A 16,050-nucleotide genomic window follows, 5' to 3' on the forward strand; every position below is an offset into this window, starting at 1 on the left:
CGGCAAGTCGGCTCCTACAGCGGAATGTATGTAGTCCTTTTTCCCTGTATTGGATTTCCCCATGAGTTCTGTTGCTGTGTTCAGCAAAGCCTCGCCGTTCGATGCACTGCAGCGCTGGCTACCCAAACTGGTGCTGGCGCCGAGCATGTTCATCGTGTTGGTGGGCTTCTACGGCTACATCCTGTGGACGTTTGTGCTGTCGTTCACTACGTCGACGTTCCTGCCGAGCTACAACTGGGCGGGCCTTGCCCAATACGAGCGGCTGTTCGACAACGACCGCTGGTGGGTAGCGAGCAAGAACCTGGCGCTGTTCGGCGGGATGTTCATCGGTATCACCTTGGTGATCGGCGTGATGCTGGCGATTTTCCTCGACCAGAAAATCCGTCGCGAAGGCTTTATCCGCACCATTTACCTGTACCCGATGGCGCTCTCGATGATCGTCACCGGTACCGCCTGGAAATGGCTGCTCAACCCGGGCATGGGCCTGGACAAACTCCTGCGGGATTGGGGCTGGGAAGGCTTCCGTCTCGACTGGCTGATCGACCCGGACCGCGTGGTCTACTGCCTGGTGATCGCTGCCGTGTGGCAAGCCTCCGGTTTCATCATGGCGATGTTCCTCGCTGGCCTGCGTGGCGTCGATCAGTCGATCATCCGTGCCGCGCAGATCGACGGCGCGAGCCTGCCGCGCATCTACTGGAGCGTGGTGCTGCCCAGCCTGCGTCCGGTGTTCTTCAGTGCGGTGATGATCCTGGCGCATATCGCGATCAAGAGCTTCGACTTGGTGGCCGCGATGACGGCCGGTGGCCCTGGCTACTCGTCCGATCTGCCGGCGATGTTCATGTACTCGTTCACCTTCAGCCGCGGCCAGATGGGCATGGGCTCGGCCAGTGCAATCCTGATGCTCGGCGCGATCCTCGCGATCATCGTGCCTTACCTGTACTCCGAGCTGAGGACCAAGCGTAATGACTAGTCTCGCTTCCAAACCTGCCATCAGCCTGAGCCGCATCGCGATCTACGCGGTGCTGATCTTCGCGGTGCTGCTGTACCTGGTGCCGCTGGTGGTGATGTTGCTCACCAGCTTCAAGACCCCGGAAGACATCAGCACCGGCAACCTGTTGAGCTGGCCGACCGTGGTCACCGGCATCGGCTGGGTCAAGGCCTGGGCCACGGTGGATGGCTACTTCTGGAACTCGATCAAGATCACCGTTCCCGCTGTGCTGATCTCCACGGCCATTGGTGCGTTGAACGGCTACGTGCTGTCGTTCTGGCGCTTCCGTGGTTCGCAGTTGTTCTTCGGTTTGCTGTTGTTCGGCTGCTTCCTGCCGTTCCAGACCGTGCTGCTGCCGGCCTCGTTCACCCTCGGCAAGATGGGCCTGGCGAGCACCACCACTGGCCTGGTGTTTGTGCATGTGGTCTACGGCCTGGCGTTCACCACGCTGTTCTTCCGTAACTACTACGTGAGCATTCCCGACGCGTTGATCAAGGCCGCGCGCCTGGACGGTGCCGGTTTCTTCACCATCTTCCGTCGGATCATTCTGCCGATGTCGACCCCGATCATCATGGTCTGCCTGATCTGGCAATTCACCCAGATCTGGAACGACTTCCTGTTCGGCGTGGTGTTCTCCAGCGGCGACTCCCAGCCCATCACGGTGGCGTTGAACAACCTGGTCAACACCAGCACCGGGGCCAAGGAATATAACGTGGATATGGCGGCGGCGATGATCGCCGGGCTGCCGACCCTGTTGGTCTATGTGATCGCAGGCAAGTATTTCGTGCGCGGCCTCACGGCCGGCGCGGTCAAGGGGTAATCATGGCTACGCTTGAACTTCGCAATGTAAACAAGACCTATGGCGCCGGCCTGCCCGACACCTTGAAGAACATCGAACTGTCGATCAAGGAAGGCGAATTCCTGATCCTGGTCGGGCCTTCGGGCTGCGGTAAATCCACGCTGATGAACTGCATCGCGGGCCTGGAGACCATCACCGGCGGCGCGATCATGATCGGTGACCAGGACGTCAGCGGCATGAGCCCCAAGGATCGTGACATCGCCATGGTGTTCCAGTCTTACGCGCTGTATCCGACCATGAGCGTGCGTGAAAACATCGAGTTCGGCCTGAAGATCCGCAAGATGCCCCAGGCCGATATCGACGCCGAAGTGGCGCGGGTGGCCAAGTTGCTGCAGATCGAACACCTGCTCAACCGCAAGCCGGGCCAGCTTTCCGGCGGCCAGCAACAACGTGTGGCCATGGGCCGCGCCCTGGCGCGGCGGCCGAAGATCTACCTGTTCGACGAACCGCTGTCCAACCTCGACGCCAAGCTGCGTGTCGAGATGCGCACCGAAATGAAACTGATGCACCAGCGTCTCAAGACCACCACGGTCTACGTCACCCATGACCAGATCGAAGCGATGACCCTGGGCGACAAAGTGGCGGTGATGAAAGACGGCATCATCCAGCAGTTCGGCACGCCGAAAGACATCTACAACAATCCGGCCAACCAGTTCGTGGCGAGCTTCATCGGTTCGCCGCCGATGAACTTCGTGCCCCTGCGCCTGCAGCGCAAGGACGGTCGTTTGGTGGCGCTGCTCGACAGCGGCCAGGCCCGCTGCGAACTGCCGCTGGGCATGAACGACGCCGGCCTGGAAGACCGCGATGTGATCCTCGGCCTGCGCCCGGAGCAGATCATGCTGGCGACGGGGGAGGGCAACGGTTCGTCGAGTATTCGCGCCGAAGTCCAGGTCACCGAGCCGACCGGCCCGGACACCCTGGTGTTCGTGCAGCTCAACGACACCAAGGTCTGCTGCCGCCTGGCGCCCGATGTGGCACCGCAGGTGGGCGAGACCCTGACCCTGCAATTCGATCCGGCCAAAGTGCTGCTGTTCGACGCCAAGACCGGCGAGCGCCTGGGCACTGCCGCGTCGTTGCCGGCGCAGGATCGTGCCGACAACGTGGCCCAGTTCAAAGGCCGCTGAAGCCGGTAGGTGTGAACTCTTAAAATTATAAGTTGTTGTTTTAATTGAAAAAAATGTAACCCGCGTTAGATAAAAACAGTTTAATAACAATAAAGACGAGGATGTAGGGATGAAAAAGCAACACAACAACACTCGGCTGATCTGCCAACTGTCAGCGGCCGCTGCCCTGGTTTTGTCCGCCAATGCGATGGCGGCCGATGCCTTCAGTGCCGACTCCAAGTGGATGACCGGTGATTGGGGTGGCGAACGTACCAAGCTGATCGAGCAAGGTATCGACATCAAGGCTGACTACGTAGGCGAAGTCGGTGGCAACCTGCATGGTGGTTACAACAACGACAAAACTGCCCGTTACGCTGACCAGTTCGGTCTCGGCGTAGCCCTGGATCTGCAAAAACTGTGGGGCTGGGATAACACCCAGGCCAAGATCCAACTGACCAATCGTAACGGTCAGAACATCTCCAACGACCGTATTGGTGACCCGCGTGCCGGCACCTTGAGCTCGTCTCAAGAAGTGTACGGTCGTGGCCACATGGTGCGTCTGACCCAGTTCTGGATTCAGCACCAGATGTTCGACAACAAGCTGGACGTGAAGCTGGGTTACTTCGGTGAAGGCGAAGACTTCAACACCTTCCCGTGCGACTTCCAGAACCTGTCGTTCTGCGGCTCCCAGGTCGGTAACTATGTCAGCACCTGGTACAACTGGCCGGTCGCCCAGGCTGCGATCCGCGTGAAGTACCACATCACGCCTGAGTTGTATGCGCAGATCGGTGCGTACAACCAGAACCCGTCGCAGTTGGAGCACGGCAACGGCTTCAAACTCAGCGGCAGTGGCACCAAGGGCACCGTGATCCCGGTGGAATTGGTCTGGTCGCCGAAGGTCAATAACCTGCCGGGCGAATACCGTGTGGGTTACTACAAGAGCGCCGCCGATGCCGCCGACGTCCGTGAAGACGTCAACGGCAACGATGCCGCCACCACCGGCGCCGCCTACCGAACCCATAGCAGCAAAAAAGGCTATTGGTTCGTTGCGCAACAGCAACTCACTACCCATAACGGCGACGCGTCCCGTGGTCTGAACATCGCGGCCAACGCCACGTTCCACGACAAGGACACCAACACCGTCGATAACTACCAGTCGATCATGTTGGTGTACAAAGGGCCTTTCGACGCGCGTCCAAAAGACGATGTGGGGATTGGTGCCGCTCGTCTGCACGTCAACGACGACGTGAAGAAAAACGCCGAACTGCTCAACCTCGCCAACGGTGTGAGCGACTACGACAATCCACTGTACGCACCGCTGCGCAGCACCGAGTACAACTACGAAATCAACTACGGTTTCCACGTCACCAACTGGCTGACCGTGCGTCCCAATCTGCAATACGTCGTTCACCCGGGCGGCGTGGATAAAGTCGACAACGCCCTCGTCGCAGGTCTGAAAATTCAGTCTACGTTCTAAGGCCGTTGCGATAAGCTCCTTCTCTCTGTGCGCATTTTGCGGGTAGCCATGGCTATCCGCTTTTTTTTGGGTTGCATTGTGAAGATATTCAGGACCGTGGCACATGCATGAGCATCCGCTGCAACGCTTTTTCAAATCCCTGCGCGAGCGTCCGGTGTTCGCCTGGGAGCGGTTTCAGATGCGCGATGTGTTGGTGATCGACCATCCCTTGTGCCAGGCGGTGTTCAGCCGCCAGGGCGCGCAGCTGTTGCATTTTCAACCCCGTGGCCAGAAACCCTGGTTGTGGTGTGCGGCCAAGTGGCCGCAGGTCGGCGCCATTCGCGGTGGCGTGCCGGTGTGCTGGCCGTGGTACGGCCGTCATCCCAGCGAAAACGCGTGGCCGTCCCATGGCTGGGCGCGGCTGATCGACTGGAAGCTGCTCGACAGCAGCACCGATGACGAGGGCGTGCGTCTGCATTGGCAATTGCAACTGTGCGACTGGCAGGTCGACCTGCACGCGCACCTGGGGGAAACCCTGGAACTGCGTCTTTGCACCGAGCACCAGGACGAATTGCCGTGCCAACTGAGCCATGCGTTGCACGCCTATTGGCGTATTGGCAATGTCGGTGAGATAGCGCTGTCTGGGCTTGATGGCGCACAAGGCTATGACCAGCTCAATCGCCAGGTTTGCCAGCAGGAAGGCGAGTTGCGGGTGGACGGCGGTTGCCAGCGGGTGTTCCAGCACGAAGGCGAATTGCACCTCAAGGACCACGCCTGGCAGCGCGAACTGTGCATCGACACCGGCGACAGCGCTGACACGGTGGTGTGGCACCCCGGCAGTCGGCCGTTGCTCGGCGTGAGCTTCAACGAGGCGTCGGGGTTTGTGTGTGTTGAATCGGCGATGGCCGCGGCGAGTCTGGCGCCGGGGGAGCGGGCGCATCTGAGTCTGCAGGCGCGGGCGGGGGCTTGATGTGGCAAGCGGGCTTGCCACAGTAAGTTCCTAGCCACCCTAAAACGGTGTGCAGTATTAGTTGAACTCATCTCCAACCGGATACCGGCTGTCATTCAAGCTCTCTTTGATCTTGCGCAGATGCGGCTGGAAATCCACGCCGCGGCGCAACGTCATGCCGGTGGCCAGCACATCCAGCACCGTCAGCTGGATGATCCGCGAGGTCATCGGCATATAGATGTCGGTGTCTTCCGGCAGCGGAATGTTCAGGCTCACCGTGCTGACTTTGGCCAGCGGGGAGTTTTCGGCGGTCACACCGAGTACCGATGCGCCGTTTTCCCGGGCGATACGCGCCACTTCCACCAGCTCGCGGGTGCGTCCGGTGTAGGAAATGATCACGAACAGCTCGCCCGTATGGGCCACCGACGCGATCATGCGCTGCATCAGCACGTCGGCATGGGCGGTCACCGACAGGTTGAAACGGAAAAACTTGTGCAGCGCGTCCATGGCCACCGGTGCCGAAGCGCCCAGGCCGAAGAAGTGGATTTGCCGCGCCTGGATCAACAGATCCACGGCCTTGCTGATCAGGGCCGGGTCCAGGGCCTGGCAGGCGGCGTCCAGGGAGGCGATGGCGCTGCCAAAGATCTTTTGCGTGTAGGCCTCAGGGTTGTCATCGGCCTCCACGGCGCGGCTGACGTAGGCGGCGCCACTGGCCAGGCTTTGCGCCAACTGCAGTTTGAGTTCAGGGTAACCGCTGACGCCGAACGAACGGCAGAAACGGTTGACCGTCGGTTCACTGACCGAGGCGGCTTGGGCAAGGGCGGCGATGGAGAAGCGGGTCGCCTGCTGCGGGTTGAGCAGGATGACCTCGGCGACTTTTTTCTCGGCCTTGTTCAGTTCTTCGAGGCGGTTCCGGATCTGTTCCAGAAGATTTCGCACGCGGTCCATTCAGTCTTTCCTTCGGGCGACGATGCAAATAAAGGGTGGCAACCAATCGACGAGTGGCCTTTTGCGGTGGCCTATCCTACTGAGGGTAGCTGAACACCACCACTCGCAATGCGTATTTCGGGAAAATGTTGTGGTTATTACTACATTTTTCCTTGAGTGATGCCTTGAAAAAAGGTATTTGTAGGTTAACTTGATAAAAGAACAAACATCATGCCTTCGATAACCGTAGAACCCTGCACCTTTGCCCTGTTTGGCGCCTTGGGTGATCTGGCGCTGCGCAAGTTGTTTCCTGCCCTCTATCAACTCGATGGCGCCGGGCTTCTGCACGAAGACACGCGCATCCTGGCCCTGGCCCGCGAGTCCGGTTCCGAGCAGCAGCACTTGGCCCATATCGAAAAAGCACTGCGCAAGTACGTCGGCAAGGAGCTGGACGAAAGCATCGTCCAGCGTTTCCTCGCACGCCTGACCTACGTCCACGTCGACTTCATGAACGTCGATGATTACGTGGCCCTGGCCGAAAAAGCCGGCACCGGGCAACGCCTGATCGCCTACTTCGCTACCCCGGCTTCGGTGTACGGCGCGATCTGCGAGAACCTGTCCAAGGTCGGCCTGGCGGACAACACCCGCGTGGTGCTGGAAAAACCCATCGGTTCGGACCTGGAGTCCTCGCGCAAGGTCAACGACGCCGTGGCGCAGTTCTTCCCGGAAAACCGCACCTACCGCATCGACCATTACCTGGGCAAAGAAACCGTCCAGAACCTGATCGCCCTGCGTTTCGCCAACAGCCTGTTCGAAACCCAGTGGAACCAGAACTACATTTCCCACGTGGAAATCACCGTGGCCGAGCAGGTCGGTATCGAAGGCCGCTGGGGGTATTTCGACAAGGCCGGCCAACTGCGCGACATGATCCAGAACCACCTGCTGCAGCTACTGTGCCTGATCGCCATGGACCCGCCGGCGGACCTGTCCGCCGACAGCATCCGCGACGAGAAGGTCAAGGTGCTCAAGGCCCTGGCGCCGATCAGCCCGGACGGCCTCACCACTCAGGTGGTGCGTGGCCAGTACATCGCCGGCTACAGCGCCGGCAAGCCGGTACCGGGTTACCTGGAAGAAGAGAACTCCAACACCCAGAGCGACACCGAGACCTTCGTTGCCCTGCGCGCCGATATCCGTAACTGGCGGTGGGCCGGGGTGCCGTTCTACCTGCGCACCGGCAAGCGCATGCCGCAGAAGCTGTCGCAGATCGTCATCCACTTCAAGGAACCGTCCCACTACATCTTCGCCCCGGAACAGCGCCTGCAGATCAGCAACAAACTGATCATCCGCCTGCAACCGGACGAAGGTATTTCCTTGCGCGTGATGACCAAGGAGCAGGGCCTGGACAAAGGCATGCAACTGCGCAGCGGCCCGCTGCAACTGAATTTTTCCGACACCTACCGCAGCGCACGTATCCCGGATGCCTACGAGCGGTTGTTGCTGGAGGTAATGCGCGGCAATCAGAATCTGTTTGTTCGCAAAGATGAAATCGAAGCCGCGTGGAAGTGGTGTGACCAGTTGATCGCCGGGTGGAAAAAATCCGGCGATGCGCCCAAGCCCTATGCGGCCGGGTCCTGGGGGCCGATGAGCTCGATTGCACTGATCACGCGGGATGGGAGGTCGTGGTATGGCGATATCTGAATTGAAACTGCCTCAGGGCGTCACTGCCCATGAGTACCGCACGCCCGCCTTGTTGGCGGACGGCCTGGCCAATGACGTGGCCGAACGGTTGCGCGCGGCAATCAGTGCCCGTGGCGAGGCGACGCTGGTGGTGTCCGGTGGCCGCAGCCCCGTGGCCTTTTTCCAGCACCTGGCCAAGCAAGGCCTGGACTGGTCCAAGGTCACCATCAGCCTGGCCGACGAGCGCTGGGTGCCAGTGGAGCACGCCGACAGCAATGCCGGCCTGTTGAAGCAGTACTTGTTGCAAGGCCCGGTAGCCAAGGCCAGGTTCCTCAGCCTCTACAGCGCTGCCGCCAATCTCGAAGACGCTGCCGAGCAGGCCGATCGCCTGCTGGCCGAATTGCCAGCCATTGATGTGCTGGTATTGGGCATGGGCGATGACGGCCACACCGCATCGCTGTTTCCCAACAGCCCGAACCTGGGTGACGCCCTGCAGGCCGACGGTACCCGCCGTTGCTGGCCGATGCTGGCGCCGACCGTGCCGCACCAGCGCCTGACCATGAGTCGCGCGTTGCTGGCCACGGCTCACTCCATCGTGCTGTCGGTTTCCGGCAGCTCGAAATTGACCACCTTGAGCGCCGCGCTGGCCAGCAACGACGTTGCCGCCATGCCGATTCGCGCGTTTTTGCAACCTCCATTAGAGATTTACTGGTGCCCATGAGCCAAGGATCAGCCGCTATGAAAAGCCCTCAACCGACCGTGTCCATGGCGGATAAAGTTGCCCTGATCGACAGCCTCTGCGCCAAGGCGCGGATCCTGCCGGTCATCACCATCGCCCGTGAACAGGACATCCTGCCGCTGGCCGATGCCCTGGCAGCCGGTGGTTTGACCGCATTGGAAGTAACCCTGCGTTCCGAGTTCGGCCTCAAGGCCATTCAGATATTGCGCGAGCAGCGCCCTGAGCTGTGCACCGGCGCAGGCACCGTGCTCGATCGCCATATGCTCGAGGCGGCGGAAGTGGCCGGCTCGCAATTCATCGTCACCCCGGGCGTCACCCGCGACCTGCTGGAAGCCTCGGTGCACAGCCCGATCCCGCTGCTGCCGGGCATCAGCAACGCCTCCGGCATCATGGAAGGCTATTGCCTGGGCTACCGCCGCTTCAAGCTGTTCCCGGCGGAAGTCAGCGGCGGCGTTGCGGCGATCAAAGCCCTGGGCGGCCCGTTCGGCGAGGTGAAATTCTGCCCGACCGGCGGCGTCGGCCCGGCCAACATCAAAAGCTACATGGCGTTGAAAAACGTAATGTGCGTGGGCGGCAGCTGGATGCTCGACCCTGAATGGATCAAGAACGGCGACTGGGGCCGCATCCAGGAAGTCACCGCCCAGGGGCTGGCGCTGCTGGATTGATCTGACTTACCGAATCGTTGTTGCTGTGCTTAACGGCATTTTTGCGGTGCACTTGGTCGGTGCGCCGCTTTTTTTTGCCTGTAGGAGCGGTTTGGTTTTTCTGGCTAATGGCGCGGGGCGGGTTTGCCGTGCTTGGCGCGCAGCGGTTCGAGCAATTCGGACAGGCCGTTGTGGTCGATTTCCTGCATCAAGGCCAGCAAGCCACCCAACTCGCCGTGGGGGAAGCCTTCACGGGCGAACCAATTGAGGTACGCGCCGGGCAGGTCGGCGATGATCCGGCCTTTGTATTTGCCGAAGGGCATTTGGCGGGTGATCAGTAGTTCGAGTTTTTCCGGGTTCATGGGGTTTCAGCGGTGTGAGTCGAGATCTTGGAAAATACAGGCATTCTGCATGAAGGCCAAATGACAGATCATGCAAATAACGTGTAAATAGATGGTTCAATTAATTTTAAGTTATTAATTTATAAGGGTTAATTTGTTTTTCAAAACCTGGCATGGGCGCTGCAATGATTAAGACAACCTTTCTCAACCCACATAAGGAATTGAAAAATGACTGACGCCAACAAAGAATCGATCTCCGTACTCAACGACCTGATCGAAACCAGCATCGACGGCCAAAAGGGTTTTAAAGAGTGTGCTGAAGACATCAAGCACCCAGAACTCAAAGCCCTGTTCGCCAAACGTTCCGCCGACTGCGCAACGGCGGCTGCCGAGCTGAAAACTGCGGTACGTGCCCTGGGGGGCGATCCGGAAGATTCCGGCAGCGTCGCGGGTGCCCTGCACCGTGGCTGGGTCGACGTGAAGTCGATGGTGACCGGCAAGGACGAAGAAGCGGTCCTGAACGAAGCCGAGCGCGGTGAAGACCACGCACTGAAGGCTTACAAGGAAGCGCTGGACAAGATCACCCAGCACAACCTGGTGGGCATCCGTGATTTGGTTGAGCGCCAGTACCACGGCGTACAACGCAACCACGATCAGGTGAAAGCCCTGCGTAACCAGGCTCGCGCTCAGTCGTAAGCCAAATGCGGTAAGCCATGTGGGAGGGGGCTTGCTCCCGATGGCGGTAAATCAGTCGACAGGTTCAGTGACTGGTCCACCGCCATCGGGAGTAAGCCCCCTCCCGCATTTGCATGGTGTGGAAACATCAGCCGATGGTGATGGCCGGCAATTCGGTCAAAGTCACGACCTGCTGTTTGCGTGGTGCGAGGATTTCCGCTTCGCCGTCCACCACCAGCTCATCGCGCTGGTTGAACACCCGGGTGGCGATGCGCACGCGAAACTTGGGCAGCTTCTCGAGGATTTCCAGACGCACGGTCAGGGTGTCGCCGATTTTCACCGGCTTCTGGAAGGTCATCTGCTGGCCAATGTAGATGGTGCCCGGCCCAGGCAACTCGCAGGCCACCGCCGCACTGATCAGCGCGCCGCTGAACATGCCGTGGGCGATCCGCTCCTTGAACATGGTCGCCTTGGCGTACTCGGCATCCAGGTGCACCGGGTTGTGGTCGCCGGACATCGCGGCAAACAGCTGGATATCACGCTCTTCGACGGTCTTGCTGTAACTGGCGGTCTGGCCGACTTCGAGGGCTTCGTACGGGGTGTTGGTTACCTGGGTCATCTAAAGGTGCATCCTGTGGCTAATCGGTAATGATGGGATGATTTCAAGCGGCTGATTTTAAAAGAGAAATTACTCGCATCGGGTCGGCCTGCGCAATGTCAGGGCCTGGTCGAGCCACCTCAGCACATCGGCGGTGACTTCATCGCGGTTGGTTTCGTTGAACACTTCGTGACGCGCCTGCGGGTAGAGCGTCAATTGCAGGTGCTGGCAGCCGGCCTCGCGCAATGCGTGGGCCAGGCTCTTGAGACGCTTGCCCTCACTCACCGGATCACATTCGCCGCCGATCACCAGGATCGGCAGGCCCGGATCAATCTGCGCGAGATTGGACGCTTTGCTGATTTGCTGCAAGCCACCGAGCAGGTCGATCCATAGCTGATTGGTGCAGCGGAAACCGCAAAGCGGGTCGTGGATGTACTTATCGACCTCGACCGGGTCGCGGCTGAGCCAGTCAAACGCGGTGCGATTGGGTTTGAACGCCTTGTTGAACGATCCGAATGACAGGAACTCGATCAGCGCACTGCGCCCACGCAGGCCTTGGCGCAGGCGCTCGGCCCGGGCGATCAGCCGCGCGGCGCGGTACAGCGCCACGGGTTGGAAATTCGACCCGCTGAGAATCGCCCCATGCAGGCTCGCGCTGTGGTGCAGCAGGTAGGCCTGGGCGATATAGCTGCCCATGCTGTGCCCCAGCAGAATGATCGGCAACCCCGGCTGCTGCTGGCCAATGTGCTGGTTGAGGCTGGCCAGGTCGCCCACCACTTTGTTCCAGCCATCCTGCTCGGCGTACAACCCCAGAGTGCCTTCATCGGCGGTGCGGCCATGGCCACGCTGGTCCAGCGCGTACACGCCGTAGCCCGCGCCGCACAATGCGTCGGCCAGGCGCGCATAGCGACCGCTGTGTTCAGCCATGCCATGGGACAGCATCACCACGGCCTTGGGCGGACCGTCGGGCATCCATTGATTGACGTACAGGCGGCTGCGGTCATTCGCGGTCAGCCAGAAGGTGCAGTGATTCATGGCGGTTCCTTTGCTCGGGGTCATTGCAGTGTATAGCGCATCCCGGGGACCGCGTCGGATCAGCGCTGACCCTTGTAGGGAGATTCACGCAATTAATGACGCTATTTCCCTTGTTTGCCTGTTTGGCCATAGCTGCTAACGTCCCCAAAGCTCCGCTTTTTGTAGCAGCACAAAAGCGGCCGGACACACTCAGGTAAGAGGACAAGAATAATGCAACCTGATTTCTGGAATGACAAACGCGCGGCGGGCGTTCCCAACGACATCGACCTGTCGGCCTACAAGTCGGTGATCGAAGTCTTCGAGCGTTCCTGCAAGACCTTTGCCGACCGTCCGGCATTCAGCAACATGGGCATCACCCTGACCTATGCCGAGCTGGAGCGTCAGAGCGCGGCGTTCGCCGGCTATCTGCAACAGCACACCGACCTCAAGCCCGGCGACCGTATCGCGGTGCAGATGCCCAACGTATTGCATTACCCGATTGCCGTGTTTGGCGCCTTGCGCGCCGGGCTGATCGTGGTCAACACCAACCCGCTGTACACCCCGCGGGAGATGCGCCACCAGTTCAAGGACGCCGGCGTACGCGCGCTGGTCTACCTCAACCTGTTCGGCTCGCGCGTGCAGGAGGTGTGCAAAGACACCGAGATCGACTACCTGATCGAAGCCAGGATGGGCGACTTCATGCCCGCCGCCAAAGGCTGGCTTGTCAACACCCTGGTCGACAAGGTGAAGAAGATGGTCCCGGCCTACCACCTGCCGCGGGCGGTAGCGTTCAAGCGCGCGCTGCGCCTGGGAGCGGGCCTGGGCGTGACCCGTCACCCGGTGACCCTGGACGACATCGCCGTGTTGCAATACACCGGCGGCACCACCGGCCTGGCCAAAGGCGCGATGCTCACCCATGGCAACCTGGTGGCCAACATGCAGCAGGTCCGCGCCTGTATGTCCCAGACCGGCGAGGATGGCCATCCACTGATCAAGGAAGGGCAGGAGGTGATGATCGCGCCGCTGCCGCTGTACCACATCTATGCATTCACGGCCAATTGCATGTGCATGATGGTGTCCGGCAATCACAACGTGCTGATCACCAACCCCCGCGACATCGGCGGCTTTATCAAGGAGCTGAAGAACTGGCGCTTTACCGGGCTGCTGGGGCTCAACACGCTGTTTGTGGCGCTGATGGATCATCCTAATTTCAAACACTTGGATTTCTCCCACCTCAAGCTCACCAACTCCGGCGGCACCGCACTGATCAAGGCCACCGCCGAACGTTGGGAGCAGATCACCGGCTGCGCGATCGGCGAAGGCTACGGCCTGACGGAAACCTCACCGGTGGCCAGCACCAACCCCTATGGCAACCAGTCCCGGCTCGGCACCGTGGGCATCCCGGTGCCGGCCACGGCGATGAAGGTCATTGACGACAACGGCGTCGAGCTGCCCCTGGGCGAGCGCGGCGAGCTGTGCATCAAGGGCCCGCAGGTGATGAAGGGCTACTGGCAGCAACCGGCCGCCACCGACGAGGCGCTGGATGCCGAAGGCTGGCTCAAGACCGGTGACATCGCGGTGATCGACGACGACGGCTTTGTGCGCATCGTGGACCGCAAGAAAGACCTGATCATCGTCTCCGGCTTCAACGTGTACCCCAACGAGATCGAAGACGTGGTGATGGCGCACCCGGCGGTGGCCAACTGCGCGGTGATCGGCGTCCCGGACGAACGTACGGGCGAGGCGGTGAAGCTGTTTGTGGTGGCGCGCGCCGAAGGGGTGAGCCTCGAAGAGTTGAAGGCCTACTGCAAGACCAACTTCACCGGGTACAAAGTGCCCAAGCACATCGTGTTGAGGGAGTCGTTGCCGATGACGCCGGTGGGCAAGATCCTGCGGCGCGAGCTACGCGACATCGCGTGATTTGAAAGAGGTTAAATGTGTGGGAGGGGGGGGCTCCCGATGACGGTGTTTGAGTCACCAAATGTGTTTGGTGATACACCGCGATCGGGAGCAAGCCCCCTCCCATCGCTGTATTTATCGCCTTGTAGATCCCATTCCAGAGCCATTCCAGAGCCATTTCAAAGCGTATAGAATCTTTGCTCTAAAAGTGACTATTGAAAGGTCTTGAGTCATGTTTATGACTGTAGGGGCCACTTTTGGCTCTAGGCGGCTCTTGGCAAAGCTGCTACTCTCGGCGCGCTTTGTGACGTCTCGGCCTGCTTGAAAGCGCCAGATTCACCTAAAAACAAACACCAATAATAATCGCATCAAATGCGATGATGAATTCGCGTCGCTGAGGAGTGGGCTTCCATGAACGTAGACTTTTGGAAGGATAAGTACCCCGCCGGGATTGCTGCAGACATCAATCCAGACGAGTATCCGAATATTCAGGCGGTGCTGAAACAGTCCTGCCAGCGCTTCGCAAACAAACCGGCTTTCAGCAACCTGGGCAAGACAATCACCTACGGTGAGTTGTACGAATTGTCCGGTGCTTTCGCCGCGTACCTGCAACAGCATACTGATTTGAAGCCCGGCGATCGAATCGCCGTGCAACTGCCCAACGTCCTGCAATACCCGATCGCCGTGTTCGGTGCCATCCGGGCCGGCCTGATCGTGGTCAACACCAACCCGCTGTACACCGCGCGGGAAATGGAACACCAATTCAATGATTCCGGCGCCACGGCCCTGGTCTGCCTGGCCAACATGGCGCACCTGGCGGAAAAGGTCGTGCCCAAGACCGGCGTCAAGCATGTGATCGTCACCGAGGTCGGCGACCTGCTGCCGCCGCTCAAGCGCCTGTTGATCAACAGCGTGATCAAGTACGTGAAGAAAATGGTCCCGGCCTTCCACTTGCCGCAGGCGGTCAAGTTCAACGACGTGCTGGCCAAGGGGCACGGCCGAGCGGTCAACGACGCCAGTCCGGCCAGCAGCGATGTGGCGGTGCTGCAATACACCGGCGGCACCACCGGTGTGGCCAAGGGCGCGATGCTGACCCACCGCAACCTGGTGGCCAACATGCTGCAGTGCAAGGCGCTGATGGGTTCCAACCTCAATGAAGGCTGCGAGATCCTGATCACCCCGCTGCCGCTGTACCACATCTATGCGTTCACCTTTCATTGCATGGCGATGATGTTGATCGGCAACCACAACATCCTGATCAGCAACCCGCGCGACCTGCCGTCGATGGTCAAGGAGTTGTCGAAGTGGAAGTTCAGCGGCTTTGTCGGCTTGAACACGCTGTTCGTGGCGCTGTGCAACAACGAAGGCTTCCGCAAGCTGGACTTCTCGGCGCTGAAAGTCACCCTGTCGGGCGGCATGGCCCTGCAACTGGCGGCAGCCGAGCGCTGGAAAGCCGTGACCGGCTGCGACATCTGTGAAGGCTACGGCATGACCGAGACCAGCCCGGTGGCGACGGTCAATCCGATCCAGAAGATCCAGATCGGCACCATCGGCATTCCGGTGCCGTCGACCCTGTGCAAAGTCATCACCGATGACGGCGTCGAACTGGCCCTGGGTGAGGTCGGCGAGTTGTGCGTCAAAGGCCCGCAAGTGATGAAGGGCTACTGGCAGCGCGAAGACGCCACCACCGAGATCCTCGACAGCGAAGGCTGGCTGAAGACCGGTGACATCGCGATCATCCAGCCGGACGGCTACCTGCGTATTGTCGACCGCAAGAAAGACATGATTCTGGTCTCCGGCTTCAACGTCTACCCCAACGAACTCGAAGACGTGCTGACGACCCTGCCGGGCGTGCTGCAGTGCGCGGCCATCGGTGTGCCGGACGAAAAATCCGGCGAGCACATCAAGATTTTCATCGTGGTCAAGCCAGGTGCGACCCTGACCAAAGACCAGGTGATGGAACACATGCGTGCCAACGTCACCGGCTACAAGGTGCCCAAGGCCGTGGAATTCCGTGATGCATTGCCGACCACCAACGTGGGTAAGATCCTGCGTCGCGAGTTGCGCGATGAAGAACTGAAGAAGCTGGGCCTGAAAAAGTAACCCAGGCCTAAATGTGGGAGGGGGCTTGCTCCCGATAGCGGTGGTTCAGTCACTCGATGCAGTGGCTGACACTCTGCC

15 protein-coding genes are annotated in these 16,050 nt (G+C 60.1%); 11 read left to right on the forward strand and 4 right to left on the reverse strand.

Annotation, left to right across the window (positions count from 1 at the left end; genetic code table 11):
* The first annotated feature begins 61 nt into the window (after nucleotides 1-61).
* The 5 genes from ACLH0J_RS10770 (at nucleotide 62) to ACLH0J_RS10790 (ending at nucleotide 5,376) form a co-directional block, all read left to right on the forward strand.
* Nucleotides 62-970, forward strand: coding sequence for a carbohydrate ABC transporter permease (locus ACLH0J_RS10770; RefSeq protein WP_010567088.1), 909 nt, complete (start codon nucleotides 62-64; stop codon nucleotides 968-970).
* Entirely contained in the window at nucleotides 963-1,808 is an 846-nt protein-coding gene (locus tag ACLH0J_RS10775) for a carbohydrate ABC transporter permease (protein ID WP_411391960.1), read from the forward strand. Before ACLH0J_RS10770 ends, ACLH0J_RS10775 begins: the two co-directional genes overlap by 8 nt.
* Before the next feature lie 2 nt (nucleotides 1,809-1,810).
* Nucleotides 1,811-2,971 (forward strand): ABC transporter ATP-binding protein, encoded by a 1,161-nt coding sequence (locus ACLH0J_RS10780; protein WP_010567086.1) that lies wholly within the window; start codon nucleotides 1,811-1,813, stop codon nucleotides 2,969-2,971.
* Nucleotides 2,972-3,080: 109 nt separating this feature from the next.
* Nucleotides 3,081-4,427 (forward strand): carbohydrate porin, encoded by a 1,347-nt coding sequence (locus ACLH0J_RS10785; RefSeq protein WP_411391961.1) that lies wholly within the window; start codon nucleotides 3,081-3,083, stop codon nucleotides 4,425-4,427.
* Nucleotides 4,428-4,530: 103 nt separating this feature from the next.
* Nucleotides 4,531-5,376, forward strand: a complete 846-nt coding sequence (locus ACLH0J_RS10790; RefSeq protein ID WP_411391962.1) for a D-hexose-6-phosphate mutarotase — start codon at nucleotides 4,531-4,533, stop codon at nucleotides 5,374-5,376.
* A 57-nt stretch (nucleotides 5,377-5,433) separates the two neighbouring features.
* Here the strand turns inward: ACLH0J_RS10790 and ACLH0J_RS10795 are convergent, their stop codons facing one another.
* Nucleotides 5,434-6,294 (reverse strand): MurR/RpiR family transcriptional regulator, encoded by an 861-nt coding sequence (locus ACLH0J_RS10795; protein WP_179130381.1) that lies wholly within the window; start codon nucleotides 6,292-6,294, stop codon nucleotides 5,434-5,436.
* Nucleotides 6,295-6,513: 219 nt separating this feature from the next.
* Between ACLH0J_RS10795 and zwf the strand changes: the two genes are divergently transcribed.
* Genes zwf through ACLH0J_RS10810 form a run of 3 tightly spaced genes read left to right on the forward strand, consistent with a single transcriptional unit; the run spans nucleotide 6,514 to nucleotide 9,363 of the window.
* A complete protein-coding gene (gene zwf, locus ACLH0J_RS10800; RefSeq protein ID WP_411391963.1) occupies nucleotides 6,514-7,980 on the forward strand; it encodes a glucose-6-phosphate dehydrogenase in 1,467 nt (488 codons plus the stop codon).
* A complete protein-coding gene (gene pgl / locus ACLH0J_RS10805) occupies nucleotides 7,967-8,680 on the forward strand; it encodes a 6-phosphogluconolactonase (RefSeq protein ID WP_411391964.1) in 714 nt (237 codons plus the stop codon). The genes zwf and pgl overlap by 14 nt, the downstream gene beginning before the upstream one ends.
* Nucleotides 8,681-8,697: 17 nt before the next feature.
* Entirely contained in the window at nucleotides 8,698-9,363 is a 666-nt protein-coding gene (locus ACLH0J_RS10810) for a bifunctional 4-hydroxy-2-oxoglutarate aldolase/2-dehydro-3-deoxy-phosphogluconate aldolase (protein WP_411391965.1), read from the forward strand.
* Nucleotides 9,364-9,467: 104 nt separating this feature from the next.
* On the opposite strand, the gene ACLH0J_RS10815 is transcribed toward ACLH0J_RS10810, so the two are convergent.
* Nucleotides 9,468-9,704 carry a DUF3820 family protein gene (locus ACLH0J_RS10815; protein ID WP_411391966.1) on the reverse strand — a complete coding sequence of 79 codons (237 nt, stop codon included), beginning with the start codon at nucleotides 9,702-9,704 and terminating at the stop codon, nucleotides 9,468-9,470.
* 207 nt (nucleotides 9,705-9,911) lie between these two features.
* Here ACLH0J_RS10815 and ACLH0J_RS10820 point away from each other — a divergent pair, with 207 nt between their 5' ends.
* Nucleotides 9,912-10,379 carry a ferritin-like domain-containing protein gene (locus ACLH0J_RS10820; RefSeq protein ID WP_411391967.1) on the forward strand — a complete coding sequence of 156 codons (468 nt, stop codon included), beginning with the start codon at nucleotides 9,912-9,914 and terminating at the stop codon, nucleotides 10,377-10,379.
* Nucleotides 10,380-10,506: 127 nt separating this feature from the next.
* Here the strand turns inward: ACLH0J_RS10820 and ACLH0J_RS10825 are convergent, their stop codons facing one another.
* The gene (locus ACLH0J_RS10825; RefSeq protein WP_010567077.1) at nucleotides 10,507-10,977 is read right to left on the reverse strand and encodes a MaoC family dehydratase; all 471 of its coding nucleotides are present in this window, start codon (nucleotides 10,975-10,977) and stop codon (nucleotides 10,507-10,509) included.
* Nucleotides 10,978-11,046: 69 nt separating this feature from the next.
* A complete protein-coding gene (locus ACLH0J_RS10830) occupies nucleotides 11,047-11,991 on the reverse strand; it encodes a lysophospholipase (protein ID WP_411391968.1) in 945 nt (314 codons plus the stop codon).
* A 210-nt stretch (nucleotides 11,992-12,201) separates the two neighbouring features.
* On the opposite strand from ACLH0J_RS10830, the gene fadD2 reads away from it, so the two are divergent.
* Both fadD2 and fadD1 read left to right on the forward strand, forming a co-directional pair.
* Nucleotides 12,202-13,890, forward strand: a complete 1,689-nt coding sequence (fadD2, locus tag ACLH0J_RS10835; RefSeq protein WP_411391969.1) for a long-chain-fatty-acid--CoA ligase FadD2 — start codon at nucleotides 12,202-12,204, stop codon at nucleotides 13,888-13,890.
* Nucleotides 13,891-14,280: 390 nt separating this feature from the next.
* The gene (gene fadD1 / locus ACLH0J_RS10840; protein ID WP_411391970.1) at nucleotides 14,281-15,972 is read left to right on the forward strand and encodes a long-chain-fatty-acid--CoA ligase FadD1; all 1,692 of its coding nucleotides are present in this window, start codon (nucleotides 14,281-14,283) and stop codon (nucleotides 15,970-15,972) included.
* The last annotated feature ends 78 nt before the right edge of the window (nucleotides 15,973-16,050 follow it).

Source organism: Pseudomonas sp. MPB23 (genome assembly GCF_046605395.1).
In the GTDB taxonomy this organism is placed as follows: Bacteria; Pseudomonadota; Gammaproteobacteria; order Pseudomonadales; family Pseudomonadaceae; genus Aquipseudomonas.

Excerpts from the sequence above, each read along its gene's own strand:
- ACLH0J_RS10770 (WP_010567088.1), top strand. The coding sequence starts at position 62 with ATGAGTTCTGTTGCTGTGTTCAGCAAAGCCTCGCCGTTCGATGCACTG.
- ACLH0J_RS10775 (WP_411391960.1), top strand. The coding sequence starts at position 963 with ATGACTAGTCTCGCTTCCAAACCTGCCATCAGCCTGAGCCGCATCGCG.
- ACLH0J_RS10780 (WP_010567086.1), top strand. The coding sequence starts at position 1,811 with ATGGCTACGCTTGAACTTCGCAATGTAAACAAGACCTATGGCGCCGGC.
- ACLH0J_RS10785 (WP_411391961.1), top strand. The coding sequence starts at position 3,081 with ATGAAAAAGCAACACAACAACACTCGGCTGATCTGCCAACTGTCAGCG.
- ACLH0J_RS10790 (WP_411391962.1), top strand. The coding sequence starts at position 4,531 with ATGCATGAGCATCCGCTGCAACGCTTTTTCAAATCCCTGCGCGAGCGT.
- zwf (WP_411391963.1), top strand. The coding sequence starts at position 6,514 with ATGCCTTCGATAACCGTAGAACCCTGCACCTTTGCCCTGTTTGGCGCC.
- pgl (WP_411391964.1), top strand. The coding sequence starts at position 7,967 with ATGGCGATATCTGAATTGAAACTGCCTCAGGGCGTCACTGCCCATGAG.
- ACLH0J_RS10810 (WP_411391965.1), top strand. The coding sequence starts at position 8,698 with ATGAAAAGCCCTCAACCGACCGTGTCCATGGCGGATAAAGTTGCCCTG.
- ACLH0J_RS10815 (WP_411391966.1), bottom strand. The coding sequence starts at position 9,704 with ATGAACCCGGAAAAACTCGAACTACTGATCACCCGCCAAATGCCCTTC.
- ACLH0J_RS10820 (WP_411391967.1), top strand. The coding sequence starts at position 9,912 with ATGACTGACGCCAACAAAGAATCGATCTCCGTACTCAACGACCTGATC.
- ACLH0J_RS10825 (WP_010567077.1), bottom strand. The coding sequence starts at position 10,977 with ATGACCCAGGTAACCAACACCCCGTACGAAGCCCTCGAAGTCGGCCAG.
- ACLH0J_RS10830 (WP_411391968.1), bottom strand. The coding sequence starts at position 11,991 with ATGAATCACTGCACCTTCTGGCTGACCGCGAATGACCGCAGCCGCCTG.
- fadD2 (WP_411391969.1), top strand. The coding sequence starts at position 12,202 with ATGCAACCTGATTTCTGGAATGACAAACGCGCGGCGGGCGTTCCCAAC.
- fadD1 (WP_411391970.1), top strand. The coding sequence starts at position 14,281 with ATGAACGTAGACTTTTGGAAGGATAAGTACCCCGCCGGGATTGCTGCA.